The sequence below is a fragment of the Corynebacterium tuberculostearicum genome, assembly GCF_022347385.1.
Taxonomy (GTDB): domain Bacteria; phylum Actinomycetota; class Actinomycetes; order Mycobacteriales; family Mycobacteriaceae; genus Corynebacterium; species Corynebacterium tuberculostearicum_M.
In genome coordinates this window covers 21,892-48,527 of record NZ_JAKRDT010000008.1, presented here as the reverse complement: position 1 = coordinate 48,527, position 26,636 = coordinate 21,892, and the positions used below count along the sequence as shown (strand labels likewise).

The window sequence follows — 26,636 nt, the reverse complement described above, 5'->3', positions numbered from 1 at the left end:
TACGGCCTATCGCTGGTACAGGCAGCACAATAGGGTGATGCGTCTTGGAGACTTGGTAAAAAGGTGAGGGACATGGCAGGACACGACCAGTTCAACCCCGCCCCCGCGCCAGCAATTTTCCTCTGGCCGGGAACTTATCAACGTGGTGAAGGCTCGTCGCGAAGAAGCCCAAGCATTCAAAGCCCTTGCCCAGGAGGTAGACGCGGAAATCGCCGGTGGACTCGACCAGTACGACCCAGAGTTAATCGACGGCGTGCGTGTGCTCTGGATTGTCCAAGGAACAGCTGCCCGTGACGAAACAGCCTTTAGGCATGCGCTTAAGACTGGCCACCGCTTGCGCCAGCAAGGCCAACGCCTGACAGACGCGGCGATCATTGATGCCTATGAGCACGCCTACAACGTCGCACACACTCACGGCGGGGCAGGCCGTGACAGTGAGATGCCACCCATGCGTGACCGCCAGACCATGGCTAGGCGCGTGCGCGGGTATGTCACCCAGTCCAAGAGCGAGGCCTACAGCGGCTCTAGCGCGCCAGGTAAAGCCACCAGCAGCGAACGCAAAGCACTGGCCACCATGGGACGCAAAGGCGGCAAGAAATCAGCAGAGCGCTGGAAAACAGACCCTGAGGGTAAATATGCGCAAGAACAACGAGAAGCTTTAGCAGCAGCAAATAAGCGCCGGTCTGTTCAAGGCCAAAGCACTCGTGGACGCGTTCTGTCTGTCTATGCTCAGACTCTTTTTGATACCGGAAGTGCCCCGACCGCACGGCAAATAGCCGAGGAAATTGGATGCGAACGAAGCACTGTAGCTCGGCATATTTCTGCCCTAAAGAAAGCTGGTCTGATACAGCCCTAGGGTGTGAATGCCGTAAGCAATATACGGTTCCCCTGCCGCCAGGCAGTTATATAAAACCTCACTTGAAGAAAACTGAAGCGTCCTGGAGACTTGGTAAAAAAGGTGAGGGACATGGCAGGACACGACCAGTTCAACCCCACCCCGCGCCAACAGTTTTCCTCTGGCCGGGAACTTATCAATGCAGTTAAAACCCGTCGCGAGGAAGCCCAAGCATTTAAAGCTCTTGCCCAGGACGTAGATGCTGAAATCGCTGATGGTCTTGACCAATACGATCCGGAGCTTATTGACGGTGTGCGCGTGCTGTGGATTACCCCAGGTAAAGCGGCACGTGACGAAACCGCCTTCCGTCATGCGCTCAAGGCCGGCCACCGTCTGCGCCAACAAGGGCAGCGCCTGACGGACGCTGCCATTATCGATGCCTACGAGCACGCCTACAACGTCGCCCAGACACACGGCGGAGCCGGGCGTGACAGTGAGATGCCACCCATGCGCGACCGCCAAACCATGGCACGTCGCGTGCGTGGCTACGTCACCCAGTCCAAGAGTAAGGCTTATGGAAGCACTAGCGCGCCAGGAAAAGCCACCAGCAGCGAACGCAAAGCACTAGCCACCATGGGCCGCAGAGGCGGCCAGAAAGCCGCACAACGCTGGAAAACCGACCCCGAAGGTAAATATGCGCAAGCACAAAGGTCGAAGCTCGAAAAGACACATCGTAAGAAGCGAGTGGAAGGTCAGACTACGCGCGCCCGTATACAAGCCTTAATCGGTGACTCCTATGTACAAACAGGGGCCGTGTTGACGCGTAAGCAAATAATGGAGGAGACGGGGTTGTCTCGTGCGACGGTCACTCGACACCTTGCTGCGCTGCGTGAACAAGGAATGGTTCCTGCGGAGTAAAAAGGGGCTCACACCGTAAGCAATATACGGTTCCCCTGCCGTTAGGCAGTTAAGTAAAACCTCTCTTAACAAGACTGGGTTTGATGGACTATGTCCCGGTGTCACTAAGAGTGCCAATAGTGTGTTGCCGCTACGGCCAGAAGTCGAGTAGGTCGAGCAGTTCGTTCCAGCTGTGGATCGTGGCCATGGGGTCGGCAAGAATCGCGCCGACGGCAGCGCCTAGCGCGAGCGAGCGCAGCTCGGAGAGTCGCCTAAGACTGGTGCGGGGGTTCGAGTTTCTTTGCATGGAAAGCTCCTTTGCACGTCCCGTATTTCGGTCGTGCGGAAAAGGAATATCGCAACCGCCGCGTTGTCCGGCTCCGGGTGCTCGGGGCGCTCGGTCTGGGCTGCCGCCCGAGCCGTCCGGCTCGGTTGCCCCGATACAGTCCTCGCGTACTCAATCGCGCAGAAGCCCCCAGCCCTCCGTGGGTACCGCCGCCGGGTCTTCAACGGCTTAGACGGGCACACAGCGCGCCGCGAGAAGCCGCCACACCGCCCCGCAGGACTGATAAGCGCGGTCGGGCGGAATGTTGCCAAATATGTTGCTGGCCCACCGGCCAGTCCTGGCGGACAAGCCGGGCAGTTTTGCGGCGGGGTGCCGTCAGTCTTTCGGGCCGGAGGAACCGGCCCGAGCCCACGCCGCGAAGCGGCTTGGGAGACACACACTATATGCACTCTTAGTGACATCGGGTGACCAGGCATTTCAGTGCCTGGCGACTTTTATCGCACGTGCGATAAAGTGGGGGCATGGCGACCCAAAAAGAAGTCTGCGAAAGGTGCGGCAAACCAATCCCGCAACGGACGGATCCGCGTGGGCGGCAGGCGCGGTTTTGCTCGGGTGCATGCCGTGCTGCTGCGTCGCGTGAACGCCGTAAGCGACAGCACCAAGAGGAGTTGGCGCAGGCGCATGAGCAAGCCACGCTGAAGCTGCGTACCCCCAGAGAGGAGGTAGCTGACGCGGCTCGTGTCGTCAGGGAGATGACTCGCGATCTCCGGATGGGGCGCGAGTTTTACGTCAGTGATGAGCACCAGGAGTTAGTGCTTGCGGTGCGTGAGTTTGCCGAGCTTATGGATAAAAATGCGCGCCGTTCTGCCGCGCCTGCTGGCTTGAATCGTGCCGCCCGGAGGGCAAAGAAAAAGCGCCGACGTTAGGAAATATTTCAGGACGTGCACACTTCGTTTATGGGATACAATTTTTTGCATGGGGAACGAGATAAACATCGAACAAATAATTGTCAGAACAAAAACTGCTATTGAGAGCCTAAAAAGCGTAGATAATTTTCTGGAAGAACTTGATTCTCTTGTAGGGAAAGAAGTTGAGGCATGGGACTATCTCAATCATCGGATGTTTCCTGAAGAAAGGAATTCTATTTTTGATTTGATAGAGGTCCTTGAAAACGAATTGCTTCCAGAAGCGGAAAGCCGCGCCCAGAACGTTCTTTAGGCGCGGCTTCTTAATTTAGAATCTACTGGTTATCCCAGTAGACGTTGCATGTCCCGGCAGTTATCCCTGCCATGACGCTGGCTTTCGCCCAATTGTTAGGGCGTACCGTCTTGCTGTCGGTTAGGGTGCCCATCGATACGCTGGCTCTGTGCGAACGGCTTGGGTGGTTGTAGTGGGAAAAGCATCGCTTGGTGGTGCCGTTAATGAGCTCCCACCCGTAGTTCCAGCTTCCTCCTCCGACTTGTTCAGTTTTGGTTCCTGGGAATCCAGGAATTTTGCGGAAAGAAGTTCCGTCCTGCGACGGAGAATCGATGTCAAGTGTTGCTACCCCAGACGTAGGGTTTCCCTCAGAGTCTACTGTTAGAACTTTATTGTCGATGACCTGAGGCTCATTAGGCGTTTGGGCAGATGCCTGTGGAGCGACAGCTACCAGAGTCGAAGCGGACAGAATTGTTGCGGCAAGGCGGAGATACTCTCATAGAGTCCTCATTTCCTGTCTAATGTGTGCCAGATGAAAAGAAAGAGAGTACTGCGTACTCAGCATCAGCATATTGCAGACCGTATTAGTCTGCAGTAGATAGAATTTAAACTTCTTGTTCCTAGTAAATGCCTATTTTTCAGGAGCGGAGTTAGACAACCATCGTGCTCTAACACAACATATGCGGACACATTTGTAGATGAAGGTGTAGGTCGCATGGCTAACGATATGGAGTCTGGGACGGATGAGTTTTTGACGCAATGGATGCTGCATCCCGGTCGGGTAATTCGGATGGGGAGTCGTTGCGTCACGCCCAGGAGATCATTCGACACTGGCTAGGAAAATAGGCCGCGAAGGCGTCCGAAGAATCCTTGCTGTGGGGGTTGCTTGGGTTCTTCCTCGTGTGCAGTCTCTGCTTCTGCTGAGGAAGGTGTGGGGGTGTTCCTATATAGTTTGTCAACCTCGCGGGTGGATTAGCCGGGGTTAATTTTCCAGCCGGGGTTGTTTGGCCGTGTTGTTTTCGGGCATGGCTGCTAGCCGACTGGGATTTTACCCGGTCGGCTATCTTTACTCTTAGTGTCTAGGCGGCTAGGTCTTCCTGTGATGGTGTGGGATCGTGGTAGTGCTCGTGGTTGCGCATCATGGCGTAGAGGACGTTGAGTCGTCTGCGGGCTAGTGCTACTACTGCGGCGTTATGTCTCTTGCCTTCACGGCGCTTTCGTTCATAGAATTGCCGGGAACGCTCGTGGAATCTGATCGATGCAAAAGATGATTGCCATAGGGCGTTCTTTAATTTTTTATTGCCGGCTCGGTTCAGTGAGTTCGACATGATCGAGGTTCCGGACTGATTCGTTCGGGGCGATAAACCAGCGTAAGAGGCCAGGTGCCCAGCTGTCGGAAAGTCGGACATGTCGCCCGCAGCCATGAGAATTTGTGCTGCCGTCTTTGGTCCGATTCCTGGCATGGATAGCAGGATTTGAGTGTGGGGGATGTCGTTGATGAGCTCGATGACTTCTTGCTCGATTTGTTTGCGGTGCTCGAGCTTTAAGAGTGCGTCCTTCGCTGACATTGCTACGCCCATTTCGGCATAGTGTGCACCAGCAATGGCGACTGTTTGCTCAGAGATGGCAGCGAATATGGCATCAAGGACAGGTTCAGGATTGCGTGCCTTATAGCGTCGAGCAAAGGCAGCTGCTTTGGCTTTTCCGAGGCGCTTTATCTTGGTCGGCCCGCCGTAGCGTGCAAGTAGGTGCAGAACCCACTTGCGGTGGATTATCTGACCGCGAAGGGCCTGTTCAAATTGCGGGTAGCAGCCCACTAGTGCACTTCGAATCTGATTGATGAGCCTGGTGTAGGAGCGCGCTAAGTCTTCGTCGATACCGTTGAGGACCTTCAATTGGAGGAAAGCTTCTTCGGCACGGTCGACGCTGCGGAGGGATTCCGGAAGGTTCTTTGCAGCGTGGGCGATGATATAGGCGTCCCGGATATCAGTTTTGGCATTGCCAGCGTGGATGCGTGAGAGTTGACGCATGGCCAAACCGGGAAGGTAGCGCACGTCGATCCCGAGATCTTGAGCAACCGCGACAGTTAGTCGACCAATGTTATTTGGCTGGTCCACGACGACAAGGACCTTGTGGTCGTGTGCGCTGAACGTTGAAAACAGTGCGCGCAGGGATTTTTCGTTTTGGTTGATGCGCTTAGATAGCACCTGGGTGCCGTCGATATCTAAGACGCAAGCGACTAAACATATCGCAGCCAACGCTTGCCCGATGGATTAGGCAAGCGGAAGATGAGATAGAATACAAAGAACGAGGGTAATCCATTCTCCAAAATAGTGAAATCCTGTTCAAGGCATACTTTTACGCGATTGAACTAGATCCAATGTTCTATTAGAACTTGGCTATTCTTTCAGTGTGCAACCACAGGTTATTCTATTTAAAGGGTTACTCAGGAAATGAAAAATAGCTCCTCAAGGGGAGTCGAGGAGCTATTTGTTGTTCATATGTTTACCTTTGGAAACTACTACCTAGTAAGAAGTAGATTCCCTTACTTCAGCGCTTGCTCTTGTTCGGAATATCTCCAATAACACTAGTAAGAAATGCTAGAGCTAGTACAACAAGGGAAAGTGTAGGGAAGCCAACGTGGGCTATCGCCAACACGATGCATATTATGCAAAGCGCAATACTTATATATGTTGAAGCTTTCTTCATGGAGTACTTTTAGCACTTCTCTTGCGCAGTGCCGATTCCCGTTAGCTCTGCGGCTAGGGAGAGTAAGCCATTTTTCATAGACTCAGCCTTAATGGAGGCCCCCTTAGTGGCCACGATCTTCCTGATGCCACCAGCCTCTGATATTGCTTTGCCGACTTTGCTTGCGCCGCCCAATCCGCGTACAAGCTTAGCGATCTTAACCGCTTTCGATATTGGAACTATTGTGCCGGCAATGATTAGGGTGATGGCTCCTGCACATTCCCAGGCATTATAGGTGGTGACGGGAGGGAAGTACTCTTTCGGGGCATGGCTAGCGATATAGGAGGCAAGATCCCTGTCGTTCTTTTCCCTAACCACGTCTTCAGGAAGTGAATCAACGTAGCTAATTAGCTCCTGCATCGATTCCTCAGTTACTGATTCGGAAGCAGAATCAGCGGCGGCACGAACGGTTGGTTCGGTAGACGCAACTGCATTAGGAACTGCGGAAAAGGCGGTGAGGACAACCAGAGATGCTCCCCAGAGGGGCTTTTTAAATTTCATCATCTTCTCTTTCGGGGGCTGGAGTGGTGAAGCAAGCGTTTAGTACCTGCAAGCATAAATATTACATAGAGATTTACTATTTTTCTATCTGAAATATCGTGTAAAACTCAGGGATTGAGTAGGTTTACCTAGGAAAGGGTCTCCTTTAGCTGTTGGCTTGCTTGGCGCTTGTGGGCTATTGACAGATCCTTTACTGAGGATATGTTCTCTGAACTCCTTTGGCATGACCTGTTCGATCCTGACCATTTTTCGACGAGTGTCAGATCCCTGTTTATTTGGACGGGCCAGACTATGGAAATTTAGCCTTCAGGATGCTCTTTTGTACCCTGCTTCTAATCTGTAGATTAACCTGTATAAATGTAGAAGTGTATAGCTGTAAATATGTAAAGTGACAGATGTAAGGATTTGTTTATCTAGGAGAAGCCATGATCATTACTGCCATTAACGTCAAGGGTGGCGTTGGCAAGACCACTACAACGATGTTTCTCGCTACGGTTTTCGCCCACCGAGGAAAGACCGTGACAGTCACAGACTTAGACCGACAGGGCTCAGCTCTGGAATGGTCGGAACGCGCGGAAGACGGAGGCGACCCTTTACCGTTTGAGGTCGAGCTGTCCATTCCCAAGCGCGTTGATAGGCAAGCAGCACTCGTCGGAGACGATGAGTTCATGTTCATCGATGTACCGCCAGGAGACGAGAACGCTATCGAAGCAGCAATCGCTGTCAGTGACTTCATCATTCTTCCGACCCGTTCTGCTGCCGCTGACCTTTCCCGCGTGTGGGAACTGCGCGACGCAGTTAGCGGAACACCACATGCAGTCCTGCTGACGTTTGCCAGGAAAGGTACCAGTGCCCTTGATGCTGCACGAGAAGCGCTTGATGCAGAACAAATGCCCCACTTTAAAACCGAAATACCGCTACGCGAGGACATGCACCTAGCCTTCGGTTACTGCCCAGGCCCAGACATGCACGGCTATGAACAGGTCGCAGACGAACTCATGGAGATGATGAAATGAGCACCAGCAAAGAACGCGCCAGAGCACAGCAAGGCCCGCGAACCTCGACAAAGAAAACCGCAAAGCCGACCCCGGCAGTGGAGAAGAAAACAGTACGAGGTGCATTCCACCAACCCACCGGCCGCGACTACGTCAAGAAGATGACCGTCGAAATTGACCGAGAACTTCACTCAGAACTCAAAGTCATCGCCGCGCAAAAAGGAGTGACCATACGCGAGATTGTCAGCAACTACCTCGAAGAATACGTGCGCAACAATAAATAAGGGTTTACAGGAATACAGGTTATGTAAAGATGTATTCCTGTAAACCCAGCAGTTCCACATGCGTCATCCCCACCGCAGTGACGGTAAATATGCGCACGAGAAAATGGGGAAGTAGATCTGCAGACGAAAACAGTTACACATGGAAAGCCATGCGTAACTGCAGGTAAAAGGCACATTTTTCGCGTGTCATGACTACTAAATGACACTGGTGTCATTTAGAGTCGGTGGGAGACAGTGAAAACGAAGAAAGCCACCGGGCGGCAACCCAGTGACTTTCGCTTATCACCCAGCTCATCTCTGGGAGAAAGCATGGCCATGAGTCTACAGGCTTACGCGCAAAACGCGCACATTAAAACACCTACCCGTGTCGAACCAGATCGTGGCGGGCTGGATAACACCCCAGCATCCGCCAGTGACCGCGACTTGCTCCGCGCGCATTTAGGCCGCGAGGTGCTCCACGGGTCTGTTGGACGGGATTTTTCCAAGTCTTATATGCGTAATGCTGACGGTACGAACTCGCCGCGCATGTATCGCTTCGACACTGAGGCTTTAGGACGGTGCGAGTACGTCATGCTTACCAGTAAGCAGTATGCCGCCGTCCTGGTTGTTGACGTTGACCAGATAGGAACAGCCGGTGGTGACCCCGCAGACTTAAACCCTTATGTACGTAGTGTGGTGCGCTCACTTATTTCGCACACCATCGGGCCGGCTTGGGTGGGAATCAACCCGACTAACGGGAAAGCTCAGTTCATTTGGCTTATTGATCCCGTCTACGCTGACCGGGGTGGTAAATCAGCGCAGATGAAGTTGCTGGCAGCAACCACACGCGTACTAGGTGAGCTTTTAGACCACGATCCGCATTTTTCTCACCGCTTTAGTCGCAACCCGTTTTACACAGGCAAAGCTCCTACGGCTTATCGTTGGTACAGGCAGCACAACCGGGTGATGAAGCGTCCTGGGTTTAGTTCCGTTTCTTTTACTACCCCGTATTGACGGGTTGGGTGAGATGGTACTCGATTTCTACTTCCTGCGAGGTGGCGTAGTCCAATGCTTCGTGATGGGACATTAGTTTTTCTACCCGCAGAATAGTAGTACGTCGCTCTGCCACCACTGTGGGCGGAAAAATAGTCGTGGGGCCACCAAAAACACGCAAAACCCGTACTGTGGCGTTCTCTGATGTGGTGGCCGACGATCTTAGGGCACGTGTAGCAGCTGTGGGACCAGGAGAATACCTATTCCACAGCCCCGGCGATCCCAATACCCCTATGCGTTTGCCCAGCTCCGGCAGTTGGTTCACGGAGGCCGTGGCTCGTCTACAGGCCGAAGACCCCACGTTCCCGCATATCACCCCGCATGGTTTGAGGCACACCGCGGCGTCTCTCCTGATTAGTGCTGGGGCCACCGTTTTGGTGGTGAGCAGGCAGCTGGGGCACGAGGACGCGGCCATGACCCTAAATACTTATGCTGACCTCTTTGACGACGACCTAGGGGCTGTGTCTGCGAAGATGTCTGATCTATGGGCCTGATTCCGTGACAACAATTGACAACATCTAGTGATCGTAATGATCGCAATGACTGCAGTTTCGTAACACGAAAAAACAACCCCTACCAGGAAGTTCCCGGTCAGAGGGTTGTTGCGAAAAGTGCCCCTGGTGAGACTCGAACTCACACTGGACGGGTTTTGAATCCGTTGCCTCTGCCAATTGGGCTACAGGGGCGCACAGTGTAAAGGCGGACTGCCTTTGACTGTGAAAATAGTAGCGCAGGCACTAGGCGAATTCCTAATTGGGTAGGGGCAGCGGCGGAATGCGCACGTCATCCACAAAATCTGCACCGGGGTGTTCGGATGTCGGCTTGGTTCTCTAGGATGGGGCAGGTGACTACTAATCAGCCTCGACTTCTGCTCATTGACGGCCACTCCATGGCATTTCGCGCCTTCTATGCCCTGCCGGTGGATAATTTCTCCACCTCAGGAGGTCAGCACACCAATGCCGTGTATGGCTTCTTATCGATGCTCTCTAATATCGTGGCGGAAGAGGCCCCCGACGCCATTGCGGTGGCATTCGACGTGGGACGCAAGACCTTCCGCACTGAGATGTTCCCGGACTATAAGGCCCAGCGCGAGGCCGCGCCGGAGGAATTTAAGGGTCAGGTAGACCTCATTCGCGAGGTGCTCGAGGTACTGGGAATTACCACCCTCTCTCGGGAGAACTTCGAGGCCGATGACATTCTGGCCACTCTCGCAACCGAGGCGCAGGACTATGAGACTCTCATCGTCACCGGCGACCGTGACTACCTCCAGTTGGTCAATGAGTCCACGACGGTGCTCTATCCCATGAAGGGCGTATCCACGCTCCACCGCTTTACCCCCTCTGCAGTTGAGGAAAAGTACGGTCTCACCCCCGCGCAATACCCAGACTTTGCCGCCCTGCGCGGCGACCCTTCCGATAATTTGCCGGGCATCCCAAAGGTAGGCGAGAAGACGGCCACCAAGTGGATTGTCAAGTATGGAGACTTGGCATCCTTGGTAGAGCACGCCGAGGAAATTAAGGGCGTGGTGGGCAATAACTTCCGCGAGCGCATCGAGCAGGTGCAGATGAACCGGAAGCTCACCCAGATGATTACGGACATGGACTTAGAAGTCGGTCCAGATGATTTGGCCTTTAAGGAAGCCAAGGTCGCCGACGTTGCCGCCAAGTTCGACGACCTGGAGTTCGGTACCAACCTGCGCGATCGCGTACTCGCCGCCATTCCCAATGATGGTGCTGAGGCAGCAGAGCAGACCGAGGAAGTCCAAGAGCTAGAGACGGTCATCGATGAAGAGCCGCTGTCCCAGTGGCTGCCCGGCCGCGAGCACGTTGCGGTGTATGTCCAAGGCGAGGGAAACCCGGGACAGGGCGATGCGTCTGCGATTGCTTTCGTGGACCTGGAACGCCACGGCCTGCAAGTGGAGCTGGGCGATCTTTCTGCTGAGGACGATAAGGCCCTAGCCCAGTGGTTGGCCTCCGATGCGCCGAAGTATTTCCACGAGGCAAAGGCGGCCTTTCATATGCTTGCTGGTCGTGGGATAGAGCTGGCCGGCATTGCCCATGACACAGCCCTTGCCGCCTACCTTCTTCGCCCAGGTCAGCGCACTTATGCGCTTGCCGACGTCTACCAGCGCCACCTCCAAAAGACTCTCGGCGCCGCCACGGAGCAGCTGTCTCTCCTGGATGATTCCTCCCTGGTTGACCAAGCCGCGGCAATTATGGAGCTGGCAGAACGGCTCACTGCGGAGCTACAGGAGATTGATTCCTTCGAGCTCTATACCGACCTCGAGTTGCCGCTGGTAACCATCCTGGCGCGCATGGAGGCTACCGGAATCGCCGTTGACGTTGACATTCTCGAAACGCAAAAGGATGCCTTTGTAGAGCAGGTTGCCGAACAAGAGCGCGCCGCCCGCGAGCTTGCCGGCGATGACAAGCTCAACCTCAACTCGCCGAAGCAGCTGCAAACCGTGCTCTTTGAGACCTTCGAGCTGCCCAAGACCAAAAAGACGAAGACGGGTTACTCCACCGCGGCCAAGGAGATTGAACAGCTCGCGGCCAAAAACCCTCACCCTTTCCTCGATCACCTCTTGGCACACCGCGAGTACCAGAAGATGAAGACCACCCTGGAGGGCCTCATCAAAACCGTGCAGCCTGACGGCCGCATTCACACCACGTTTAACCAAACCGTGGCCTCTACCGGCCGATTGTCATCCACCGAACCCAATCTGCAAAACATCCCCGTGCGCACCGAAGCAGGCCGCCAGATTCGTTCTGCCTTCATCGTGGGCGATGGCTTCGATGAACTCATGACTGCGGACTACTCCCAGATTGAGATGCGTGTCATGGCGCACCTCTCCGCTGACCCGGGCCTCATCGAGGCCTACAAGGAAGGCGAAGACCTGCACAACTATGTTGGCTCTCGAGTCTTCGACGTTCCCGTTGATCAAGTGACACCCGAGCTGCGCCGTCGGGTTAAGGCCATGTCTTATGGGTTGGTATACGGACTTTCCGCTTTCGGCCTATCCCAGCAATTGGGCATTCCGGCCGGGGAAGCAAAGTCCATCATGGAAAGCTACTTTGAGCGCTTTGGCGGCGTGAAGAAGTACCTCGATGAAGTCGTGGTCCAAGCCCGCAAGGATGGCTACACGGCAACGCTCTTCGGCCGTCGCCGCTACTTGCCAGAGCTCAACTCCGATAACCGCCTAGCACGCGAGAACGCAGAGCGCGCAGCGCTTAATGCACCGATTCAGGGCACTGCCGCGGACATCATTAAGGTGGCGATGATTCGTGTGGACCGCGCACTGCAAGGAATGAAGTCTCGCGTGCTGCTACAGGTTCACGATGAATTGGTAGTCGAGGTGGCGTCCGGTGAGGCTGACACGGTTCGAGAGATTCTCGAACGAGAGATGGACTCTGCCATCGAGCTCAACGTGCCGCTAGAGGTCTCCGCCGGCGCAGGCAAGGATTGGGATGCCGCAGCCCACTAGCTCGGTTATATTCTCCCGCCGGGAAAAGGCGCGCTTGAGGCTCGCCTCGCAAGGCCTAACCATGAGGCGGTGGGAGAGCGCTGAGGAGACAGCCCGCGCCTTCGGCGTCATGCAAGGCCAAGACTTGCATTCGGTGCGCCGGTCACTGGCCTTGCGGGCGAAAGACCATTCAGATGCTGGAAACATTGTGCGTGGGTATCCCATGCGCAATACGCTTTTCGCGGCTTCTATCAAGGACATAGGCTGGATAACCGAACTCTGCGCGAAGGGGCGCAAGGGTGATACCGAGCTGCGAGCAGGGGTAACCAAGCTCATTGAGAATCCGCTTTCGCGCGCCGAGCTCAAGGAGCGGGCTGCAACAGCGTTGCCCGACGTACCCTTTTGGCATGTTGTGCGTGTAGCAATGGAAAGCGGTCACGCCGTCTATTCAGGAGCCGATCAGCTCATCACACCGGTGGATCTGCCGGGGCTAGAGGAGACCTTCAACGGTGATAAAGTCGCGGCGACCGCGGAGCTGATGACTCGGTACTTCCGAACGCACGGTCCCGCAACATTGCGGGACTTTGCCTGGTGGGCAAAGCTCCCACAAAGACTGATACGGCCCGCAGCCGAAAACCTCGCGCCGGACATCGTGCGCTGCGGCGAAGATTCCCAGGACCTTGTGTCGGCTGAGATAGTGGAAATGGCCGAAGCGCGAAAGAAGCAATCGGTATTGCTGCTGGGAGCATTTGACGAGTACATCTTGGGTTATCAAGCCCGTCTATTTGCGATGACAAACGAGGTCCATGAAGTACTGGTACCGGGAAATCGTGGAGTATTTCGCCGCGCCATCGTGGTGGATGGACAGGTCCGCGGAACGTGGAATAAGCAAGCCATTGAAGACTTGGGCATGCCCGGCTATGCAATGCGGAAAGTTCAAAAGTTGTGGCGGGATGCGCACTAAGTTTTTTTAGGTAGCCTTTTCTGTGCGGAAAAAGTTATGAGTGTAAGTCGAAAAGCTAAGAAGGGAATTGCCGAGCCGTGGCGTTAGAAGAGAAGACGAATAGGTGGACCCTCCGCGTCTTTGAAAGCCTGTGGGCCATTCAAGTAATCTTTCCAGCCACCGATATTGCTGACTTCGGGCTCGAACGGTATCTTGCAGAATATAGGGTAAGTGTAATCGGGTACGGAATTATTGCGGTGGCGTATTTTGGGGGTGCCATGGCTAACGCCCGTTTGGCACCTAACCCTAAGGTTAGGAGGTTAACGGCCGTAGCGGTGATGGTGGTAGCTACGGCACTAGCATTCCTCTTCCCATCTTCGTGGATGTTCGCTGTCCTGGTAGTCCTTGCGCTCCTGTATTACTTGGTGCCGCGAAAAGAAGGCGTGTCTATCTGAGATCGGCGCTCGACTAGGCAATTGGCCAGCATGTCGAACGGTGTTTGGCCGAAGGCGAGGACACTCACGCTTAGGACGCCGAGTGGCAACGGCACAATAAACGGCACTCCCGTCAGTGTGAGTATAGAAAGTAACAGCCAGGAATTGCGCAGGCAGGCCGCGCGCACGCCGGGCTGGGTGCCAATGATCTCCAGCTTGAGTGACCATTTTCCTAGCGAAGTTGTCTTCGTGGCCTCGGCCCATACGCGGTAGGCGTAGAAGACTAGGGCGAGGGCCACAGCGTTGTAAATTTCCAGGGCTTGGCCGGTTAAGGGGGCGTCGGCAAGTGCATTGATTGCCCAGCGCACCACAACGATAACGGCCGCTGCCAGGAAGGCGTCGATCCACCATGCGAGGCCGCGGCGTAGGAGTAGGCCAATTCGATCCAGAAACATGCCCATAGGTTAGCGGCAATTCCGGCAGACGAAAATAATCGTGCCGGGGAAGATTTCGCCGCGCTCCGGCGACCATTGGCCCCACGTAGTGGTGAGCTCCCTTGGCCATTCGGGCTCGATGATGTCCTCGATTAGGAACGGGCCTTCGCCCTGTAATGCCTGAAACCAGTCGGCGATAGTGCGGTGGAACTCCGCATAGGTGAGGTTGCCCTCGCGGTCTTGCTCCAGATAAGCGCGATCGAAATAGCTGATATCGGCCGTCAGATCGGTGGGATCATCAGGGAATATCCAGTGCATGGGGTGGTTGGCAGAAAGGACGAACCTACCGCCAGGTTTGAGGACACGCGAGACTTCACTTAGGGCTAAGTCAAGGTTGGCAAGAAAAGGGAAGGCGCCGAACGCCGAGAAGGCTACGTCGAAAGAGCCCGTGGCGTAGGGGAGTGACAGTGCATCGGCCTGGGCTAAGGGGAGTCCGGGTGCAGCGTGGTTGAGCATGCCGCGGGAAATATCGAAACCGGTGGCGAAGTGCGTGCGTGTCTGGAGCCATTGGGTACACGGTGCGGAACCGCAGCCAATTTCGAGGACGGAGGAAGCCGAGACGTCGCCTAGCAAGTGTGCTTGGTCTTCGTGCAGCATTTCTGGGCACCAGTAAAAGGAAGATAGGTAGTCGGGGTGCTCGGTGTGGTAGTGGGCGGCGTCGCTATCCCAGTAGGCCTGGTTTGCGTGCGAGGGGGAAGTCACGGTGGAAGAAATTCCTTTGCGAAATAGTTGGTCTGCGTATTTGCCCTTTTAGCTGGACAGATGTAGTGTTGAACGGGCGTGTCTATGCCACGGGTTGTTCTAAGCCCCTGTAGGAAGGCTTTAAGCAATCACGAGGCGGGATCGATTATTTCTCTTTTTAGCTGCATTTGCGCAGCTTAGCAAGCTTTTTTCGAGAGACGCGCAGTTGTCCAATTTCGATTTCCTACATTTATTCGGAGCATTTTTCAATATGCCATCTTCTAACACCCCGCAGGTTGCGATTAACGATATCGGAACCGCAGAGGACTTCCTCGCAGCTGTAGACGCCACCATCAAGTACTTCAACGATGGTGACATTGTCGAGGGTACCGTCGTCAAGGTTGACCACGACGAGGTACTGCTGGATATCGGATACAAGACCGAAGGTGTTATCCCTTCCCGCGAGCTGTCCATCAAGCACGACGTCAACCCGGACGAGGTTGTTGAGGTCGGCGATGAGGTTGACGCACTTGTTCTCACCAAGGAGGACAAGGAAGGTCGCCTGATCCTTTCCAAGAAGCGTGCGCAGTACGAGCGCGCATGGGGCGCCATCGAGGAGCTGCAGGCCAAGGAAGAGCCTGTTACCGGTACCGTTATCGAGGTTGTCAAGGGCGGCCTCATCCTGGATATCGGCCTGCGTGGCTTCCTGCCTGCATCCCTCGTTGAGATGCGTCGCGTCCGTGACCTGGAGCCGTACATCGGCCAGGAGCTGGAAGCAAAGATCATCGAGCTGGACAAGCAGCGCAACAACGTTGTCCTCTCCCGCCGTGCATACCTCGAGCAGACCCAGTCCGAGGTTCGCTCCGAGTTCCTGCACCAGCTGCAGAAGGGCCAGGTCCGCAAGGGCGTTGTTTCCTCCATCGTCAACTTCGGCGCCTTCGTCGATCTCGGCGGTGTCGACGGCCTGGTTCACGTTTCTGAGCTGTCCTGGAAGCACATCGACCACCCATCTGAGGTTGTTACCGTTGGTGACGAGGTAACCGTTGAGGTTCTGGACGTCGATCTGGACCGCGAGCGCGTTTCCCTGTCCCTGAAGGCTACCCAGGAAGATCCGTGGCGCGTATTCGCCCGCACCCACGCTGTGGGCCAGATCGTTCCGGGCAAGGTCACCAAGCTCGTTCCGTTCGGCGCCTTCGTTCGCGTCGAGGAGGGCATCGAGGGCCTGGTTCACATCTCCGAGCTGGCTCAGCGCCACGTCGAGGTTCCGGACCAGGTTGTCACCGTTGGCCAGGAGGTTATGGTCAAGGTCATCGACATCGATCTCGAGCGTCGTCGTATCTCCCTGTCCGTTAAGCAGGCGGACGAGGACTACACCGAAGAGTTCGATCCGTCCAAGTACGGCATGGCTGACTCCTACGACGAGCAGGGCAACTACGTCTTCCCTGAGGGCTTCGACCCTGAGACCAACGAGTGGAAGGAAGGCTTCGACGAGCAGCGTCAGGCTTGGGAGGCACGCTACGCAGAGTCCGAGCGTCGCTTCAACCTGCACACCGCTCAGATCGAGCGCAACCGCGCCGCAGCCGCTGAGGCTGCTGAGTCTACAGAGTCCTCCAACTACTCCTCTGATTCCTCCGATGCAGCTCCGGCATCCGAGACTCAGGCAGAGGTTGGCGGCTCCCTGGCTTCCGACGAGCAGCTCGCTGCACTGCGCGACAAGCTCGCTGGCAACTAAAGCTTCCGCTTAGTTTCCGCTAGGCCTTAGGGCTTGGCTCACGGCCGCGCCCACTTCATCACCTAGATGGGGTGGGCGCGGCTTTTGTGATCTTTTAGACAGTTTGTGCAATCGTTTGCCGGGATGATCGTTGCCTTTAGATGGTTGACCAGCGGACAAGCAGTGACAAGTGGAAAAACTCCCTGGCAAGTCCACAAAACGGGCTTTTGTTCATGTGGGAATCCTCTTATACTCAAACCTGACGTTATAGCCAGTGCAGTACTGGTTATAAGTGGTATTTGAACTGAGGAGTAAGAAGTGGCATCTATTAAGGACACTTCCACCCACATCGTTGAGAGTATCGGCGGCGCCGACAACATCACGTCGCTGACGCACTGCGCGACGCGCCTGCGCTTTCAACTGGCCGATGCGGGGAAAGTTGACCAAGAAAAGCTCGATAGCGACCCAGCGGTGCTTGGTACCGTGCCCCAGGGCGCTCACGGCTACCAGGTAGTCATGGGCGGCGGCGTTGCTGACTACTACAACGAGATCATCAAGCAGCCCGGTGTGCATGCTTCCGGCGACAAAGAAGCGTCCTCCAAGAAGGAGTATGACGGTGTTCGCGGTAAGTATGACTGGGTAGATTACTGCTTCGAGTTCCTTTCTGATACTTTCCGCCCCGTCCTGTGGGCATTGCTCGGCGCCTCGCTCATCATCATGCTGCTCATCCTGGCGGACACGGCACACATCCAGGATTTCCGTGCACCGCTGGAGGAGCAGCCGGAAGGCTTCCGTCTGGCTCATGCCATGTTCCAGTCGGTCTTCTATTTCTTGCCCGTAATGGTCGGTGCGACCGCGGCCCAAAAGCTGGGCGCGAATATGTGGGTCTCCGCAGCTATTCCCGCAGCACTTTTGACCCCCGAATTTATGTCGCTGGGTGAGCAGGGCGATACCGTCAACGTGTTTGGCCTGCCGTTGGTCATCAACTCCTATGGCTCCCAGGTATTCCCGCCCATTTTGGCCGCGATCGGCCTGTACTGGGTGGAAAAGGGGCTAAAGAAGATCATCCCGAGCGCAGTTCATATGGTCTTCGTGCCGTTCTTCTCCTTGCTCATCATGATTCCGGCAACGGCCTTCCTGCTCGGCCCGTTCGGCATTGGCGTGGGCAATGGCATTTCCTGGGTCCTGTACCAAATCAATGATTTCTCGCCGTTCATCTTGGCTATCGTCATTCCGCTGCTGTACCCGTTCCTCGTTCCGATGGGCCTGCACTGGCCGCTGAATGTCATCATGATTCAGAACATCGCGACCTACGGCTACGACTTCATCCAAGGCCCGATGGGCGCATGGAACTTCGCCTGCTTCGGCGTTGTTGGCGCGGTCATGGTTATCTCCTTCAGGGAGAAGAACAATGCCATGCGCCAGGTCTCTATTGGTGCCTTCGCAGCGGGCATCCTCGGTGGCGTGTCGGAGCCTTCCCTCTACGGCATCTTGTTGCGCTTCCGCCGCAGCTACTACCGGTTGCTGCCAGGTTGTGCGGTAGGCGGCGCAATCATCGGTATCTTTGATGTCCGCGCTGAGGCCTTCGTCTTTACCTCTGCATTGACCACCGGCGCTATGACGCCGCAGCTGGGCTACGTCCTTGGTATCACGGCTGCATTCCTTACCTCTTTCTTCCTGACCCTGTTCTTCGGCTACCGCACAGCAGAAGAAAAGCAGGCAGACTTGGAGCGCATCGCCCGCGAACAGGGCGAATCTGTGGATGACGTAGCTGCTCGTTCGGAGTTTAAGCCCGCCAAGGCCGACAAGGGAGAGTCCCCGAATGCGGGTGGCGCCGTTGCTGCCAGCGCTGCGGGCGCTGCTGCTACTGGTGTAGCCGCCAAGCAGGCCGGTAAGGACGACATCGTGTTGGATTCCCCTCTAGAGGGCGAGGCAGTTGATCTTTCGGAGGTCCCGGATCCTATCTTCGCAGGCGCAAAGCTGGGGCCTGGCATGGCAGTCCAGCCAACTGGCAATACCGTCTATGCGCCTGCCGACGGCAAGGTGCTCACCGTTCAAAAGTCCGGCCATGCGGTAGGCCTAAGCCTCGACAATGGCGTGCAACTGCTCATCCACGTAGGGCTCGATACCGTGGAACTGGGAGGCGAAGGATTCGACGTGCACGTGGAAAAGAAGCAACGCATTTCCGCAGGGGATAAGCTGATTAGCTTTGACCCGGAGTTCATCCGTTCCAAGGGCTATAACCTGATTACTCCGGTTGTGGTCACTAACGCCACCAAATTCGGCGCGGTCTCCGGCGAAGCCGGCCAGGTTACCCCGAGTGATGAACTGCTCCGCATTCCGCCGAAGCCGGAGGAAGCAGCGGAATAAAGTAACGCTGACACCTATAGCGACAGAGGAACCCCGCATCATCGTGTATGGCGGGGTTCCTTTTCGCGTAGGGTGGCTGCCATGAAACTCATTGGCCTTACAGGCGGTATTGGCAGTGGTAAGTCAACAGTCGCAACGCTCTGCCGCGAACGGGGGTGGCGTGTGGTTGACGCCGATGGCATTGCCCGCGACGTCGTCAAGCCTGGCAAGCCCGCTCTATCGGAGCTGGCGGCAGCATTTGGAGAAGATATTTTGCTGCCGGACGGCAGCCTCAACCGCAAGGAACTGGCTCGGCGAGCCTTTGCGGACAAGGAACATACCGAACTGTTGAACTCCATTACCCATCCACGCATCCAAGCGGAAACGCAGCGCCAATTCGCGGAGGCACGTGAAGACGGCTATGACTTCGCCGTTTACGATATGCCGCTTTTGGTGGATAACGGCTTAGACAAAGACATGGACTACGTCATTGTGGTCGACGTGGCCGTAGAAGAGCGCGTCCGTCGCCTCGTAGCTTTACGCGGGCTGGAAGAGGACGATGCGCGACGTCGCATAGCAGCGCAGGTAGCGGATGAGGTAAGACTAGCCGCGGCCACGCACGTCATTGACAACAACGGCACGCTGGAGCAGCTGCGTGCGCGAGCGGCCGAGGTCATGAACCGTATAGAAGCGGAGTCATAGATGCGGGGTCACCCAAACTTTAACCGTTGGGTGGTTAGAGTTTACGCAGTTTCGAAGTTGCGTTAACTTTCGCGTCTTAAGCTACTCGCCGTGGGAACGTGGGATACTGGGCCTTTTGATAATCACGCGGCGCGAGAACTGCTCGCTAGCTTGCGTGATGGCTCTTTCGATCTCACAGCCTTTCAGAAGTCATGTGCCGAAGAGCCCATGGACTCCGATGACGCAGAAACCATGATCGCACTGGGCGCCTTGTTGAAGCTGAAAGCTGATGCGCTGCCGGAAGGAATCCACCGCGAGGATCTTGCGCCCCTGTATACGCCGCAGTCTAAAGCGTGGCTGCGCCGCCGCATTAATAGTGCGATGCGACCAGAGACGTCTTCTGTTTATGCGCTGTGGGAGACCACCGGCGAGCTGGAAGAGTGGCTGCGCACCGCGCAGGACTCCTTGCCGTGAACATAGCTAGCTGCGCCGTATAAGCAGTAGAGTAGTGGGCATGGCTTTTGCTGCTGAACATCCTCTTATTCCAAATTCCGAGCACCGCGTCGTCAGCGAGGTCGAGCGCACCCCAGGTGAGTTTCAGGTTGTCTCTGAATACGAGCCGGCCGGAGACCAGCCCGCCGCTATTGCAGAGCTCAATGAACGCCTCAACCGCGATGAGCGCGATGTAGTACTCATGGGTGCTACCGGTACAGGTAAGTCCGCCACCGCTGCGTGGTTGATCGAAAAACAGCAACGGCCCACGCTGGTAATGGCACCAAATAAGACTCTGGCAGCGCAGCTAGCGAACGAGCTACGTCAACTCTTGCCGCATAACGCGGTGGAGTACTTCGTCTCTTATTATGACTACTACCAGCCAGAGGCATATATCGCGCAGACGGATACCTATATTGAAAAGGATTCGTCCATCAACGAGGACGTGGAGCGCCTGCGCCACTCGGCTACCTCGGCCCTCCTGTCCCGCCGGGACGTGGTGGTTGTGTCCTCCGTATCGTGCATTTACGGCTTGGGTACCCCGCAGTCCTATTTGGATCGCTCGGTCATTATTTCCGTGGACGAGGAGCTGGACCGGGACCGCTTCCTCCGTTTGTTGGTGGATATCCAATACGAACGCAACGATGTGGGATTTACCCGCGGTACATTCCGCGCCAAGGGCGACACAGTCGATATCATTCCGGCTTATGAGGAGCGCGCAGTGCGCATTGAATTCTTTGGCGATGATATCGATTCCCTCTACTACATTCACCCCGTCACTGGCGATGTCATCGAGGAAGTAGACGAAGTGCGCATCTTCCCCGCGACTCACTACGTGGCAGGACCCGAACGCATGGAAAAAGCTGTGGCTGCCATCAAGGAGGAATTGGCCGAGCGCCTGGAAGATCTGGAAAACCGCGGCAAACTGCTGGAGGCACAACGACTTCGCATGCGCACCGAATACGATCTAGAAATGATCGAGCAGGTAGGTTTTTGCTCCGGCATCGAGAACTACTCCCGCCACGTCGATGGCCGTCCGGCCGGCTCCGCACCGGCAACTCTGCTGGATTACTTCCCCGAGGATTTTCTCACCATCATTGACGAGTCTCACGTCACGGTCCCACAGATTGGCGGCATGTTCGAGGGCGATATGTCCCGCAAGCGCAACCTGGTGGAATTCGGTTTCCGGCTGCCCTCCGCAGTGGATAACCGCCCGCTGACCTTCGATGAGTTTGAACAACGCGTGGGACAAACCGTTTACATGTCTGCCACCCCTGGCGACTTTGAACTTACGTCCTCGGACGGTGAGTACGTGGAGCAGGTGATTCGCCCGACAGGTCTGGTGGATCCGAAGGTTACCGTCAAACCCACTAAGGGCCAGATTGATGACCTTATTGATGAGGTACGCACCCGCATTTCGCAGCAAGAGCGAGTACTGGTGACTACGCTGACTAAGCGCATGGCAGAAGACCTCACCGATTACCTGCTGGAGCAGGGGATTAAGGTGCGCTACCTGCACTCGGATATCGACACCTTGCAGCGCGTCGAGCTTTTGCGGCAATTGCGCCTAGGCGAGTTTGACGTGCTGGTGGGCATCAACCTTCTGCGTGAGGGCCTTGACCTCCCCGAGGTATCGCTCGTTGCCATCCTAGATGCGGACAAGGAAGGTTTCTTGCGCTCTACCACCTCGCTCATCCAGACCATCGGCCGTGCTGCCCGTAACGTCTCTGGCGAGGTGATTATGTATGCCGATAAAATCACCGATTCGATGCAAGAGGCAATCGAGGAGACGGAGCGACGCCGCGAAAAGCAGATAGCCTATAACAAGGAACACGGCATCGACCCGCAGCCTTTGCGGAAGAAGATTGCCGATATCCTTGACCAAGTCTATGAAGACGGCGGGGACGAAGAGTCCAATTCTGACCCCTCTGCAGTGGTGGAGAAGCGGGATATTTCCAGCATGGCTACCGATGAGGTGCAGGCGCTTATCGACGACCTCTCGGCCCAAATGGGGGCCGCCGCACGCGAGCTCAAATTCGAGCTGGCTGGTCGTCTGCGCGATGAGATTGCTGATCTAAAGAAGGAATTGCGTGGATTGAAGGAAGCGGGAATTTAGTTTTCTCCCCCTGAAAGTGATGATTGGCTCCGCGGGTGCTTCTCTTAAGGGCTGCGCTAGTTATACTGGATAAGTGCCAGAAGCGCCGTTTAGTTGTCACTGTGAAATAGTTCAACTGCAAGGAGAATAATGCTTACTTATAAAAACATTGCCGTCGGCACCGATGGCTCTGAAACCTCCCTGCGCGCGGTCCGCGCTGCGGCGTCCATGGCACGGGCGTACGACGCTAAGCTGATTATTATCTCAGCTTTTTATAACCACGCTGGATCCATGCTTGGTGCTCCGAGGGGCGACGAAGCCGGTCTGCCCGTTGTAAGTGAGGACATGGCCGGTACCTACCTAACCAATGCCACCCGTATCGCCGAGTCAGAGGGTGCGGAACACATTGAAATCGTAGGGAAATCTGGAGACCCAGTAAAAGCCTTGTTGGAAGTAGGCCAGGACTATGACGTGGACCTGTTCGTGGTGGGAAACCGCGGCGTGAATTCCGTTCGTGGTCGAGTCTTTGGTTCTGTCCCAACGGAACTAACCCACAAGTCAAAGGTAGACGTCGTCGTAGTTAATACCAGCGAGAAACGTTAATCTTTTTTCGTTGTTACACTGGCAGTAATGCCTCTGTAGGCTAAATGAACACTCCGGGTACACACCCACAAAGAAAGGTCATCATGAGCGACTACAACTCGATCGTTGTCGGTACTGACGGTTCTAAGTCTTCTCTCCTCGCTGTAGAGCGAGCAGCTAAGATCGCCGCCGCATTCGATTCCAATCTGATTATCGGTTGTGCTTACTACGAAAACCAGGAGCAGGCTTCCAAGACCCTGCGCCAGGATTCCGTAACCATTTTGGGCGATGAGAAGGCGGAGGCAAACCTCAAGGATGCTAAGGCACACGCTGAGAAGTTCGGCGCTTCCAAGGTAGAAACCGCTGTTCGCCCGGGCACCCCAGTGCAGGCCCTGATGTCCATCGTCAACGACAACGATGCTGACCTGCTTATCGTGGGCAACCGCGGCATCAACTCCCTGACCGGTCGCCTGCTGGGCTCCGTGCCGGCAGACGTTGCTCGCCAGTCTGACTGCGATGTAATGATCGTTCACACCGTCAGCTAAAAGCGGTGATTAAAACCCGCCTTGGTCTTGTTCTGGAAAGACCAAGGCGAGTTTCGTCGTTAAGCGCAGCTTAGTCCGTAGGGTGTGCAGCGTTGAATGCGGCGGCGATGGCGTTGCCGTTCGCGCCCTGGATCAAGGGGATAGAGAAGTGGCCCTCCTCATTGGCATCGGCCAAAGGGCTCAGCGAGCCGTGGGAGAGCAACTGCTCCTGCGGGCTCAGATTGCGGATGAGCACAGAGTGAATCCGGTCCGGATGCTCATTAGCCACATCGCCGTAGGTCAGTGGATCATGTTGTCCGTCATCGCCAATGAGAATCCATTGCATATCCGGGTAGGCAATGAGCAGATTGCGCAGCTGAACACGCTTGTGCTCCTGACCGCTGCGGAAAAGTCCCGTTTCCGTTGGGCCCCAGTCCGTCAGCAGCATGGGACCCGCGGGGAAACCATGGTGAGACAGGAATTTCTTGAGCGAGCCAAAGGTATTCCAAGCGCCCGTAGAAAGATAAAACACTGGGGCTTGGGGGAAGCGCTGCTGTAGTTGAGCATAGAATTCGGCCATTCCGGGAACGGCCTGTCGCTTGCTAGGGCGCTTGGCCCAGGAATTCCACGCCGCGGTGAGCGCACGCGGCAGCCACGTGACAAGCACCGTGTCATCGATATCGCTAACAATGCCGATCTTGGCCGCCGGATCAACGATAAGTAGTTGAGCCTCCACAGCCTTCGCATGTGCGGCCTCGATTGTTGCCGTATGCCACCCGGGCTCTAGTTCGTGGTCATGGACTAGTAAGTCAATGTATCCGTTTCGATCGGTGGTGCCGGTGACAGTCTTTTCCCCAATAGTTACCGAAACATCGTGGTGTCCTACTTGAATGGTAAGAAACTGCTGGTAGCCGCGCTGACCCCACGTATCCTTCTTGCCTTCATCAGGATCGTGCATGAGTACGCGGCCGAAGATTCTCACCTGATCGGTGGTGCCATAGCCTGTATATCCCACAATCAGGGGCTGCCATCCACGCCGTTGGGAGCGCTTCAAAGTAATGGAGTTAAGTGAGCTTTCAGCTTTGCGCATGATGTCAGATAAGGCCATGGCATAAAGCTTACGGGAGCCTAAAGAACTTCGCCGCAGTCACCAACGAGCGTGAGGGATTGAGTGGCACGAGTGATGCAGACATAGAGGTTCTGCAATCCCTGTGGGGAGGCATCCACGATGCGCTGCGGATCGAGCACGACCACGTGGTCAAACTCGAGGCCCTTGTAGCGCTCCGCCGTGCCGGCGTCAATAACCGCTGTGAGCCTGCCGTCCTCTTCGCTGTGTACTCCAGGGACGTAGTTGCCCTGCTCAAGCCGGCGCACCTGCACTCCATCACGGATGGCTGTCGCCGGGATGGCATCAGGGTTAATCATTTCCAACAGGCCATTGGCCAATTCCGTAATGGGCTGCGGGGTGCGATAGTTGACGGTTAAGAAGTGGTGACGGAAGCGCTGCGCCACAAACGGCTCCAAAGCTTCGCCCCAGTCATCAACACCTGCCGGGGAACCAGTCTGGGAGGTATCACCCACCAAAGTCATCCACCTCGAAGGGCAGCGGCGGAAGAGCATTCGCCACTCCATAGGCGTTAATTCCTGGGCTTCGTCCACGATGATGTGACCATAAGCCCACGTATGATCTTCGCGGGCGCGTTGGGCAGTGGTGCGTTTATCGCGTACCTCCTGGCGGTGCGCCAAGGTCTCGGCGTCGATGACATCGTGGGCAGAGAGGATTTCTGCTTCAAACATGTCATCGTCATTATCTGTGGACTCGGAGGAGGACAAGATATCCAATGCGTCTTCCGCATCAGCCACTTGGTCGCGCCACGCCGCATCATCGGCTGCCTTCTTTTCTTCAGGGTTGGGTAGGCCGATGAGGACGGCAAGCTCGTCTAGCAAGGCCGCATCCGAACCCGTCCATGCTCGCCCCTCTGCGCGGTAGAGCGCTTCTTGGGTTTCCTCGTCATACCCGTGGGCGGCAGAAGCGATACGCTCGCGTGAGGAGACTAGAGCAGCAAGTACATCGGTGGGGTGTAGTTCGGGCCAAAACTCATCGATCAAGGCAGTAACCGCCGCGTCCTCAGCAAGGTCATCGTGGAATTGATCAATATCGGCGCGCGAAAGGAGATTTTTTCCGCCAAGCGGATCGGCACCTACCTTTTCTGCCATTTGCTGGGCAAGGTCTTCTACGAGGTGCTCAATGAAGGCACCGCGAGCCTCATTGTGTGGCTTTCGCGAGCGGCGTGCACGTGTGCGGGCGCTTTTCACCATGCTGGGCGTTACCTCTAGGGCCAGGCCGTCGACTGCCAGTTCACGCGGGTCGTCGGGAAGCAGCTGGTAGTCCTTGACCGCGGTGGAGAGGATTTCCACCATGGCGTCGCTGCCCTTGATTTCCCGAGCCACCAGGTCTTCTTCGTGTTCCGGTTCGATTCCAGGGAAGAGTCCGCCGATGGTGGAGAGCACCACGCCGGTCTCGCCTAGTTCTGGGAGCACGCGCGAAATATAGTCCAAGAAGCTGCTATTGGGACCAACGATGAGTACGCCAGTGGCAGAAAGCAGCTCGCGGTGGGTATAGAGCAGATAGGCAACGCGGTGCAGCGCAACTGCGGTCTTACCGGTGCCAGGGCCGCCTTCTACCACCATCACGCCGCGGGTGTTATCGCGGATAATCTCGTCCTGCTCCCGCTGAATGGTCTCCACAATGGAAGCCATGTGGCCCGTGCGGGCTCGCTGCATAGCGTGATAGAGAGCGGATTCGCTCGCTACGCCGGCCTCTTCTTCACGCACGCCGGGACCGGCAAGGACCTCATCATGAATGCCGGTGACGGTGCGCCCCTTGGTGCGGATTTGGCGGCGGGTGTGCACGCCTTCTGGTTGGGCGGTGGTAGCGAGGTAGAAGGGCCGTGCCATGGGGGCACGCCAATCTAGAAGGAGCGTGCGATAGTCCTCTTCACGCGCATCGAGTCCCATGCGGCCGATGTAGCGGCGATCTAGGCCTTCCGCGGTGGGATTGTCACCGGGGGCGTCAATATCGATGCGGCCAAAGACCAATCCCATTTGGGCCACATTGAGACGATCCAGCTTGGCTTGGAGCCCGTGGTATTCCGTTTCGCGGCGTACCAAGGCATCTGCGTCCGGGGTGGAGGGATCTACGTCCGCCTGCACCTCATTGAGCCGTTCATTTGCTGCAGCCACCTCATCGTCGAGGCGGGAGAAAAGGCCGTCCACATAATCTTGCTCCGTAGCGATGGCTTCGCGCTCCGAGGAACCTGCGGCCGCCGCGTGCTTTTGGGATGCTGAGTTCACGTGACTCCTTGGTGATTGGACGTTGATGGGGTGGAAGGTGCCGGGCACGCTGTCCGGC

22 protein-coding genes, 1 tRNA gene and 3 pseudogenes are annotated in these 26,636 nt (G+C 56.0%); 17 read left to right on the top strand and 9 right to left on the bottom strand.

All coding sequences use genetic code 11. The features are described 5' to 3' along the window. Position 1 precedes the first annotated feature (1 nt). Together MHK00_RS11950 and MHK00_RS06145 are read left to right on the top strand one after the other, a co-directional pair. A pseudogene (locus tag MHK00_RS11950) lies at positions 2-856 on the top strand (LexA family protein); the annotation flags it as partial. A gap of 69 nt (positions 857-925) precedes the next feature. Then, positions 926-1,753 (top strand): annotated as a pseudogene (locus MHK00_RS06145) (ArsR family transcriptional regulator); the annotation flags it as partial. Positions 1,754-1,883: 130 nt separating this feature from the next. Here the strand turns inward: MHK00_RS06145 and MHK00_RS06140 are convergent. Next, positions 1,884-2,039: a hypothetical protein gene (locus tag MHK00_RS06140; RefSeq protein WP_200436343.1), complete on the bottom strand. Its 156-nt coding sequence runs from the start codon at positions 2,037-2,039 to the stop codon at positions 1,884-1,886. Positions 2,040-2,539: 500 nt separating this feature from the next. On the opposite strand from MHK00_RS06140, the gene MHK00_RS06135 reads away from it, so the two are divergent. Next, positions 2,540-2,944: a P-loop NTPase family protein gene (locus tag MHK00_RS06135; protein WP_250410854.1), complete on the top strand. Its 405-nt coding sequence runs from the start codon at positions 2,540-2,542 to the stop codon at positions 2,942-2,944. 49 nt (positions 2,945-2,993) lie between these two features. Further along, the gene (locus tag MHK00_RS06130; protein WP_200436342.1) at positions 2,994-3,236 is read left to right on the top strand and encodes a hypothetical protein; all 243 of its coding nucleotides are present in this window, start codon (positions 2,994-2,996) and stop codon (positions 3,234-3,236) included. Positions 3,237-3,258: 22 nt separating this feature from the next. On the opposite strand, the gene MHK00_RS11945 is transcribed toward MHK00_RS06130, so the two are convergent. The 3 genes from MHK00_RS11945 to MHK00_RS06120 form a co-directional block, all read right to left on the bottom strand. Beyond that, positions 3,259-3,684 (bottom strand): lactococcin 972 family bacteriocin, encoded by a 426-nt coding sequence (locus MHK00_RS11945; protein ID WP_366512264.1) that lies wholly within the window; start codon positions 3,682-3,684, stop codon positions 3,259-3,261. A 610-nt stretch (positions 3,685-4,294) separates the two neighbouring features. Next, the gene (locus tag MHK00_RS06125) at positions 4,295-5,485 is read right to left on the bottom strand and encodes an IS110 family RNA-guided transposase (RefSeq protein ID WP_250410896.1); all 1,191 of its coding nucleotides are present in this window, start codon (positions 5,483-5,485) and stop codon (positions 4,295-4,297) included. A gap of 448 nt (positions 5,486-5,933) precedes the next feature. Beyond that, complete coding sequence (locus MHK00_RS06120) at positions 5,934-6,467, bottom strand: hypothetical protein (protein ID WP_150851487.1); 534 nt, start codon at positions 6,465-6,467, stop codon at positions 5,934-5,936. Positions 6,468-6,889: 422 nt separating this feature from the next. Between MHK00_RS06120 and MHK00_RS06115 the strand changes: the two genes are divergently transcribed. The 4 genes and pseudogenes from MHK00_RS06115 to MHK00_RS06100 all read left to right on the top strand — a co-directional run bounded on the left by MHK00_RS06115 (position 6,890) and on the right by MHK00_RS06100 (position 9,269). Continuing rightward, positions 6,890-7,480 carry an AAA family ATPase gene (locus MHK00_RS06115; protein WP_250410853.1) on the top strand — a complete coding sequence of 197 codons (591 nt, stop codon included), beginning with the start codon at positions 6,890-6,892 and terminating at the stop codon, positions 7,478-7,480. Then, the gene (locus tag MHK00_RS06110) at positions 7,477-7,743 is read left to right on the top strand and encodes a hypothetical protein (RefSeq protein WP_150851485.1); all 267 of its coding nucleotides are present in this window, start codon (positions 7,477-7,479) and stop codon (positions 7,741-7,743) included. The genes MHK00_RS06115 and MHK00_RS06110 overlap by 4 nt, the downstream gene beginning before the upstream one ends. A 309-nt stretch (positions 7,744-8,052) precedes the next feature. After that, positions 8,053-8,694, top strand: a pseudogene (locus MHK00_RS11940) (replication initiation protein); the annotation flags it as partial. Between the two features lie 161 nt (positions 8,695-8,855). Continuing rightward, positions 8,856-9,269 (top strand): tyrosine-type recombinase/integrase, encoded by a 414-nt coding sequence (locus tag MHK00_RS06100; RefSeq protein WP_436232071.1) that lies wholly within the window; start codon positions 8,856-8,858, stop codon positions 9,267-9,269. Between the two features lie 118 nt (positions 9,270-9,387). Here the strand turns inward: MHK00_RS06100 and MHK00_RS06095 are convergent. Beyond that, a tRNA-Leu gene (locus MHK00_RS06095) sits at positions 9,388-9,461 on the bottom strand. 149 nt (positions 9,462-9,610) lie between these two features. On the opposite strand from MHK00_RS06095, the gene polA reads away from it, so the two are divergent. Then, complete coding sequence (polA, locus tag MHK00_RS06090) at positions 9,611-12,259, top strand: DNA polymerase I (protein ID WP_250410850.1); 2,649 nt, start codon at positions 9,611-9,613, stop codon at positions 12,257-12,259. Between the two features lie 61 nt (positions 12,260-12,320). Next, positions 12,321-13,202, top strand: a complete 882-nt coding sequence (locus tag MHK00_RS06085) for a DNA glycosylase AlkZ-like family protein (RefSeq protein WP_250410849.1) — start codon at positions 12,321-12,323, stop codon at positions 13,200-13,202. Between the two features lie 397 nt (positions 13,203-13,599). Here the strand turns inward: MHK00_RS06085 and MHK00_RS06080 are convergent, their stop codons facing one another. Both MHK00_RS06080 and MHK00_RS06075 read right to left on the bottom strand, forming a co-directional pair. Continuing rightward, a complete protein-coding gene (locus MHK00_RS06080; RefSeq protein WP_250410848.1) occupies positions 13,600-14,070 on the bottom strand; it encodes an RDD family protein in 471 nt (156 codons plus the stop codon). A 9-nt stretch (positions 14,071-14,079) separates the two neighbouring features. Further along, positions 14,080-14,811, bottom strand: coding sequence for a class I SAM-dependent methyltransferase (locus tag MHK00_RS06075; protein WP_250410847.1), 732 nt, complete (start codon positions 14,809-14,811; stop codon positions 14,080-14,082). Between the two features lie 250 nt (positions 14,812-15,061). On the opposite strand from MHK00_RS06075, the gene rpsA reads away from it, so the two are divergent. The 7 genes from rpsA (at position 15,062) to MHK00_RS06040 (ending at position 23,245) form a co-directional block, all read left to right on the top strand. Then, positions 15,062-16,522: a 30S ribosomal protein S1 gene (gene rpsA / locus MHK00_RS06070; protein ID WP_005323279.1), complete on the top strand. Its 1,461-nt coding sequence runs from the start codon at positions 15,062-15,064 to the stop codon at positions 16,520-16,522. A gap of 297 nt (positions 16,523-16,819) precedes the next feature. Beyond that, positions 16,820-18,871, top strand: coding sequence for a glucose PTS transporter subunit IIA (locus tag MHK00_RS06065; RefSeq protein ID WP_250410846.1), 2,052 nt, complete (start codon positions 16,820-16,822; stop codon positions 18,869-18,871). 81 nt (positions 18,872-18,952) lie between these two features. Beyond that, on the top strand, positions 18,953-19,552 hold the full coding sequence (gene coaE / locus MHK00_RS06060) for a dephospho-CoA kinase (RefSeq protein WP_250410845.1): 600 nt from the start codon (positions 18,953-18,955) through the stop codon (positions 19,550-19,552). Between the two features lie 90 nt (positions 19,553-19,642). Continuing rightward, complete coding sequence (locus MHK00_RS06055; protein ID WP_250410844.1) at positions 19,643-20,005, top strand: DUF4259 domain-containing protein; 363 nt, start codon at positions 19,643-19,645, stop codon at positions 20,003-20,005. 40 nt (positions 20,006-20,045) lie between these two features. Further along, positions 20,046-22,139, top strand: coding sequence for an excinuclease ABC subunit UvrB (gene uvrB / locus MHK00_RS06050; protein ID WP_179386448.1), 2,094 nt, complete (start codon positions 20,046-20,048; stop codon positions 22,137-22,139). Positions 22,140-22,268: 129 nt separating this feature from the next. Then, positions 22,269-22,721 carry a universal stress protein gene (locus MHK00_RS06045; protein ID WP_005323274.1) on the top strand — a complete coding sequence of 151 codons (453 nt, stop codon included), beginning with the start codon at positions 22,269-22,271 and terminating at the stop codon, positions 22,719-22,721. An 83-nt stretch (positions 22,722-22,804) separates the two neighbouring features. Next, positions 22,805-23,245, top strand: coding sequence for a universal stress protein (locus MHK00_RS06040; RefSeq protein WP_005323273.1), 441 nt, complete (start codon positions 22,805-22,807; stop codon positions 23,243-23,245). 70 nt (positions 23,246-23,315) lie between these two features. Here MHK00_RS06040 and MHK00_RS06035 read toward each other — a convergent pair whose 3' ends face one another. Together MHK00_RS06035 and MHK00_RS06030 are read right to left on the bottom strand one after the other, a co-directional pair. Beyond that, positions 23,316-24,332, bottom strand: coding sequence for an App1 family protein phosphatidate phosphatase (locus tag MHK00_RS06035; protein ID WP_250410843.1), 1,017 nt, complete (start codon positions 24,330-24,332; stop codon positions 23,316-23,318). 20 nt (positions 24,333-24,352) lie between these two features. Further along, positions 24,353-26,578, bottom strand: coding sequence for a HelD family protein (locus MHK00_RS06030; RefSeq protein ID WP_250410842.1), 2,226 nt, complete (start codon positions 26,576-26,578; stop codon positions 24,353-24,355). Positions 26,579-26,636: the final 58 nt, after the last annotated feature.

What these genes read in the sequence shown, in the direction of transcription:
- MHK00_RS06110 (WP_150851485.1), top strand. Translation starts at nt 7,477, where the DNA reads ATGAGCACCAGCAAAGAACGCGCCAGAGCACAGCAAGGCCCGCGAACC.
- MHK00_RS06135 (WP_250410854.1), top strand. Translation starts at nt 2,540, where the DNA reads ATGGCGACCCAAAAAGAAGTCTGCGAAAGGTGCGGCAAACCAATCCCG.
- MHK00_RS06115 (WP_250410853.1), top strand. Translation starts at nt 6,890, where the DNA reads ATGATCATTACTGCCATTAACGTCAAGGGTGGCGTTGGCAAGACCACT.
- MHK00_RS06085 (WP_250410849.1), top strand. Translation starts at nt 12,321, where the DNA reads ATGAGGCGGTGGGAGAGCGCTGAGGAGACAGCCCGCGCCTTCGGCGTC.
- MHK00_RS06140 (WP_200436343.1), bottom strand. Translation starts at nt 2,039, where the DNA reads ATGCAAAGAAACTCGAACCCCCGCACCAGTCTTAGGCGACTCTCCGAG.
- uvrB (WP_179386448.1), top strand. Translation starts at nt 20,046, where the DNA reads ATGGCTTTTGCTGCTGAACATCCTCTTATTCCAAATTCCGAGCACCGC.
- MHK00_RS06040 (WP_005323273.1), top strand. Translation starts at nt 22,805, where the DNA reads ATGAGCGACTACAACTCGATCGTTGTCGGTACTGACGGTTCTAAGTCT.
- rpsA (WP_005323279.1), top strand. Translation starts at nt 15,062, where the DNA reads ATGCCATCTTCTAACACCCCGCAGGTTGCGATTAACGATATCGGAACC.
- coaE (WP_250410845.1), top strand. Translation starts at nt 18,953, where the DNA reads ATGAAACTCATTGGCCTTACAGGCGGTATTGGCAGTGGTAAGTCAACA.
- MHK00_RS06080 (WP_250410848.1), bottom strand. Translation starts at nt 14,070, where the DNA reads ATGTTTCTGGATCGAATTGGCCTACTCCTACGCCGCGGCCTCGCATGG.
- MHK00_RS06120 (WP_150851487.1), bottom strand. Translation starts at nt 6,467, where the DNA reads ATGATGAAATTTAAAAAGCCCCTCTGGGGAGCATCTCTGGTTGTCCTC.
- MHK00_RS06130 (WP_200436342.1), top strand. Translation starts at nt 2,994, where the DNA reads ATGGGGAACGAGATAAACATCGAACAAATAATTGTCAGAACAAAAACT.
- MHK00_RS06035 (WP_250410843.1), bottom strand. Translation starts at nt 24,332, where the DNA reads ATGGCCTTATCTGACATCATGCGCAAAGCTGAAAGCTCACTTAACTCC.
- MHK00_RS06045 (WP_005323274.1), top strand. Translation starts at nt 22,269, where the DNA reads ATGCTTACTTATAAAAACATTGCCGTCGGCACCGATGGCTCTGAAACC.
- polA (WP_250410850.1), top strand. Translation starts at nt 9,611, where the DNA reads ATGGGGCAGGTGACTACTAATCAGCCTCGACTTCTGCTCATTGACGGC.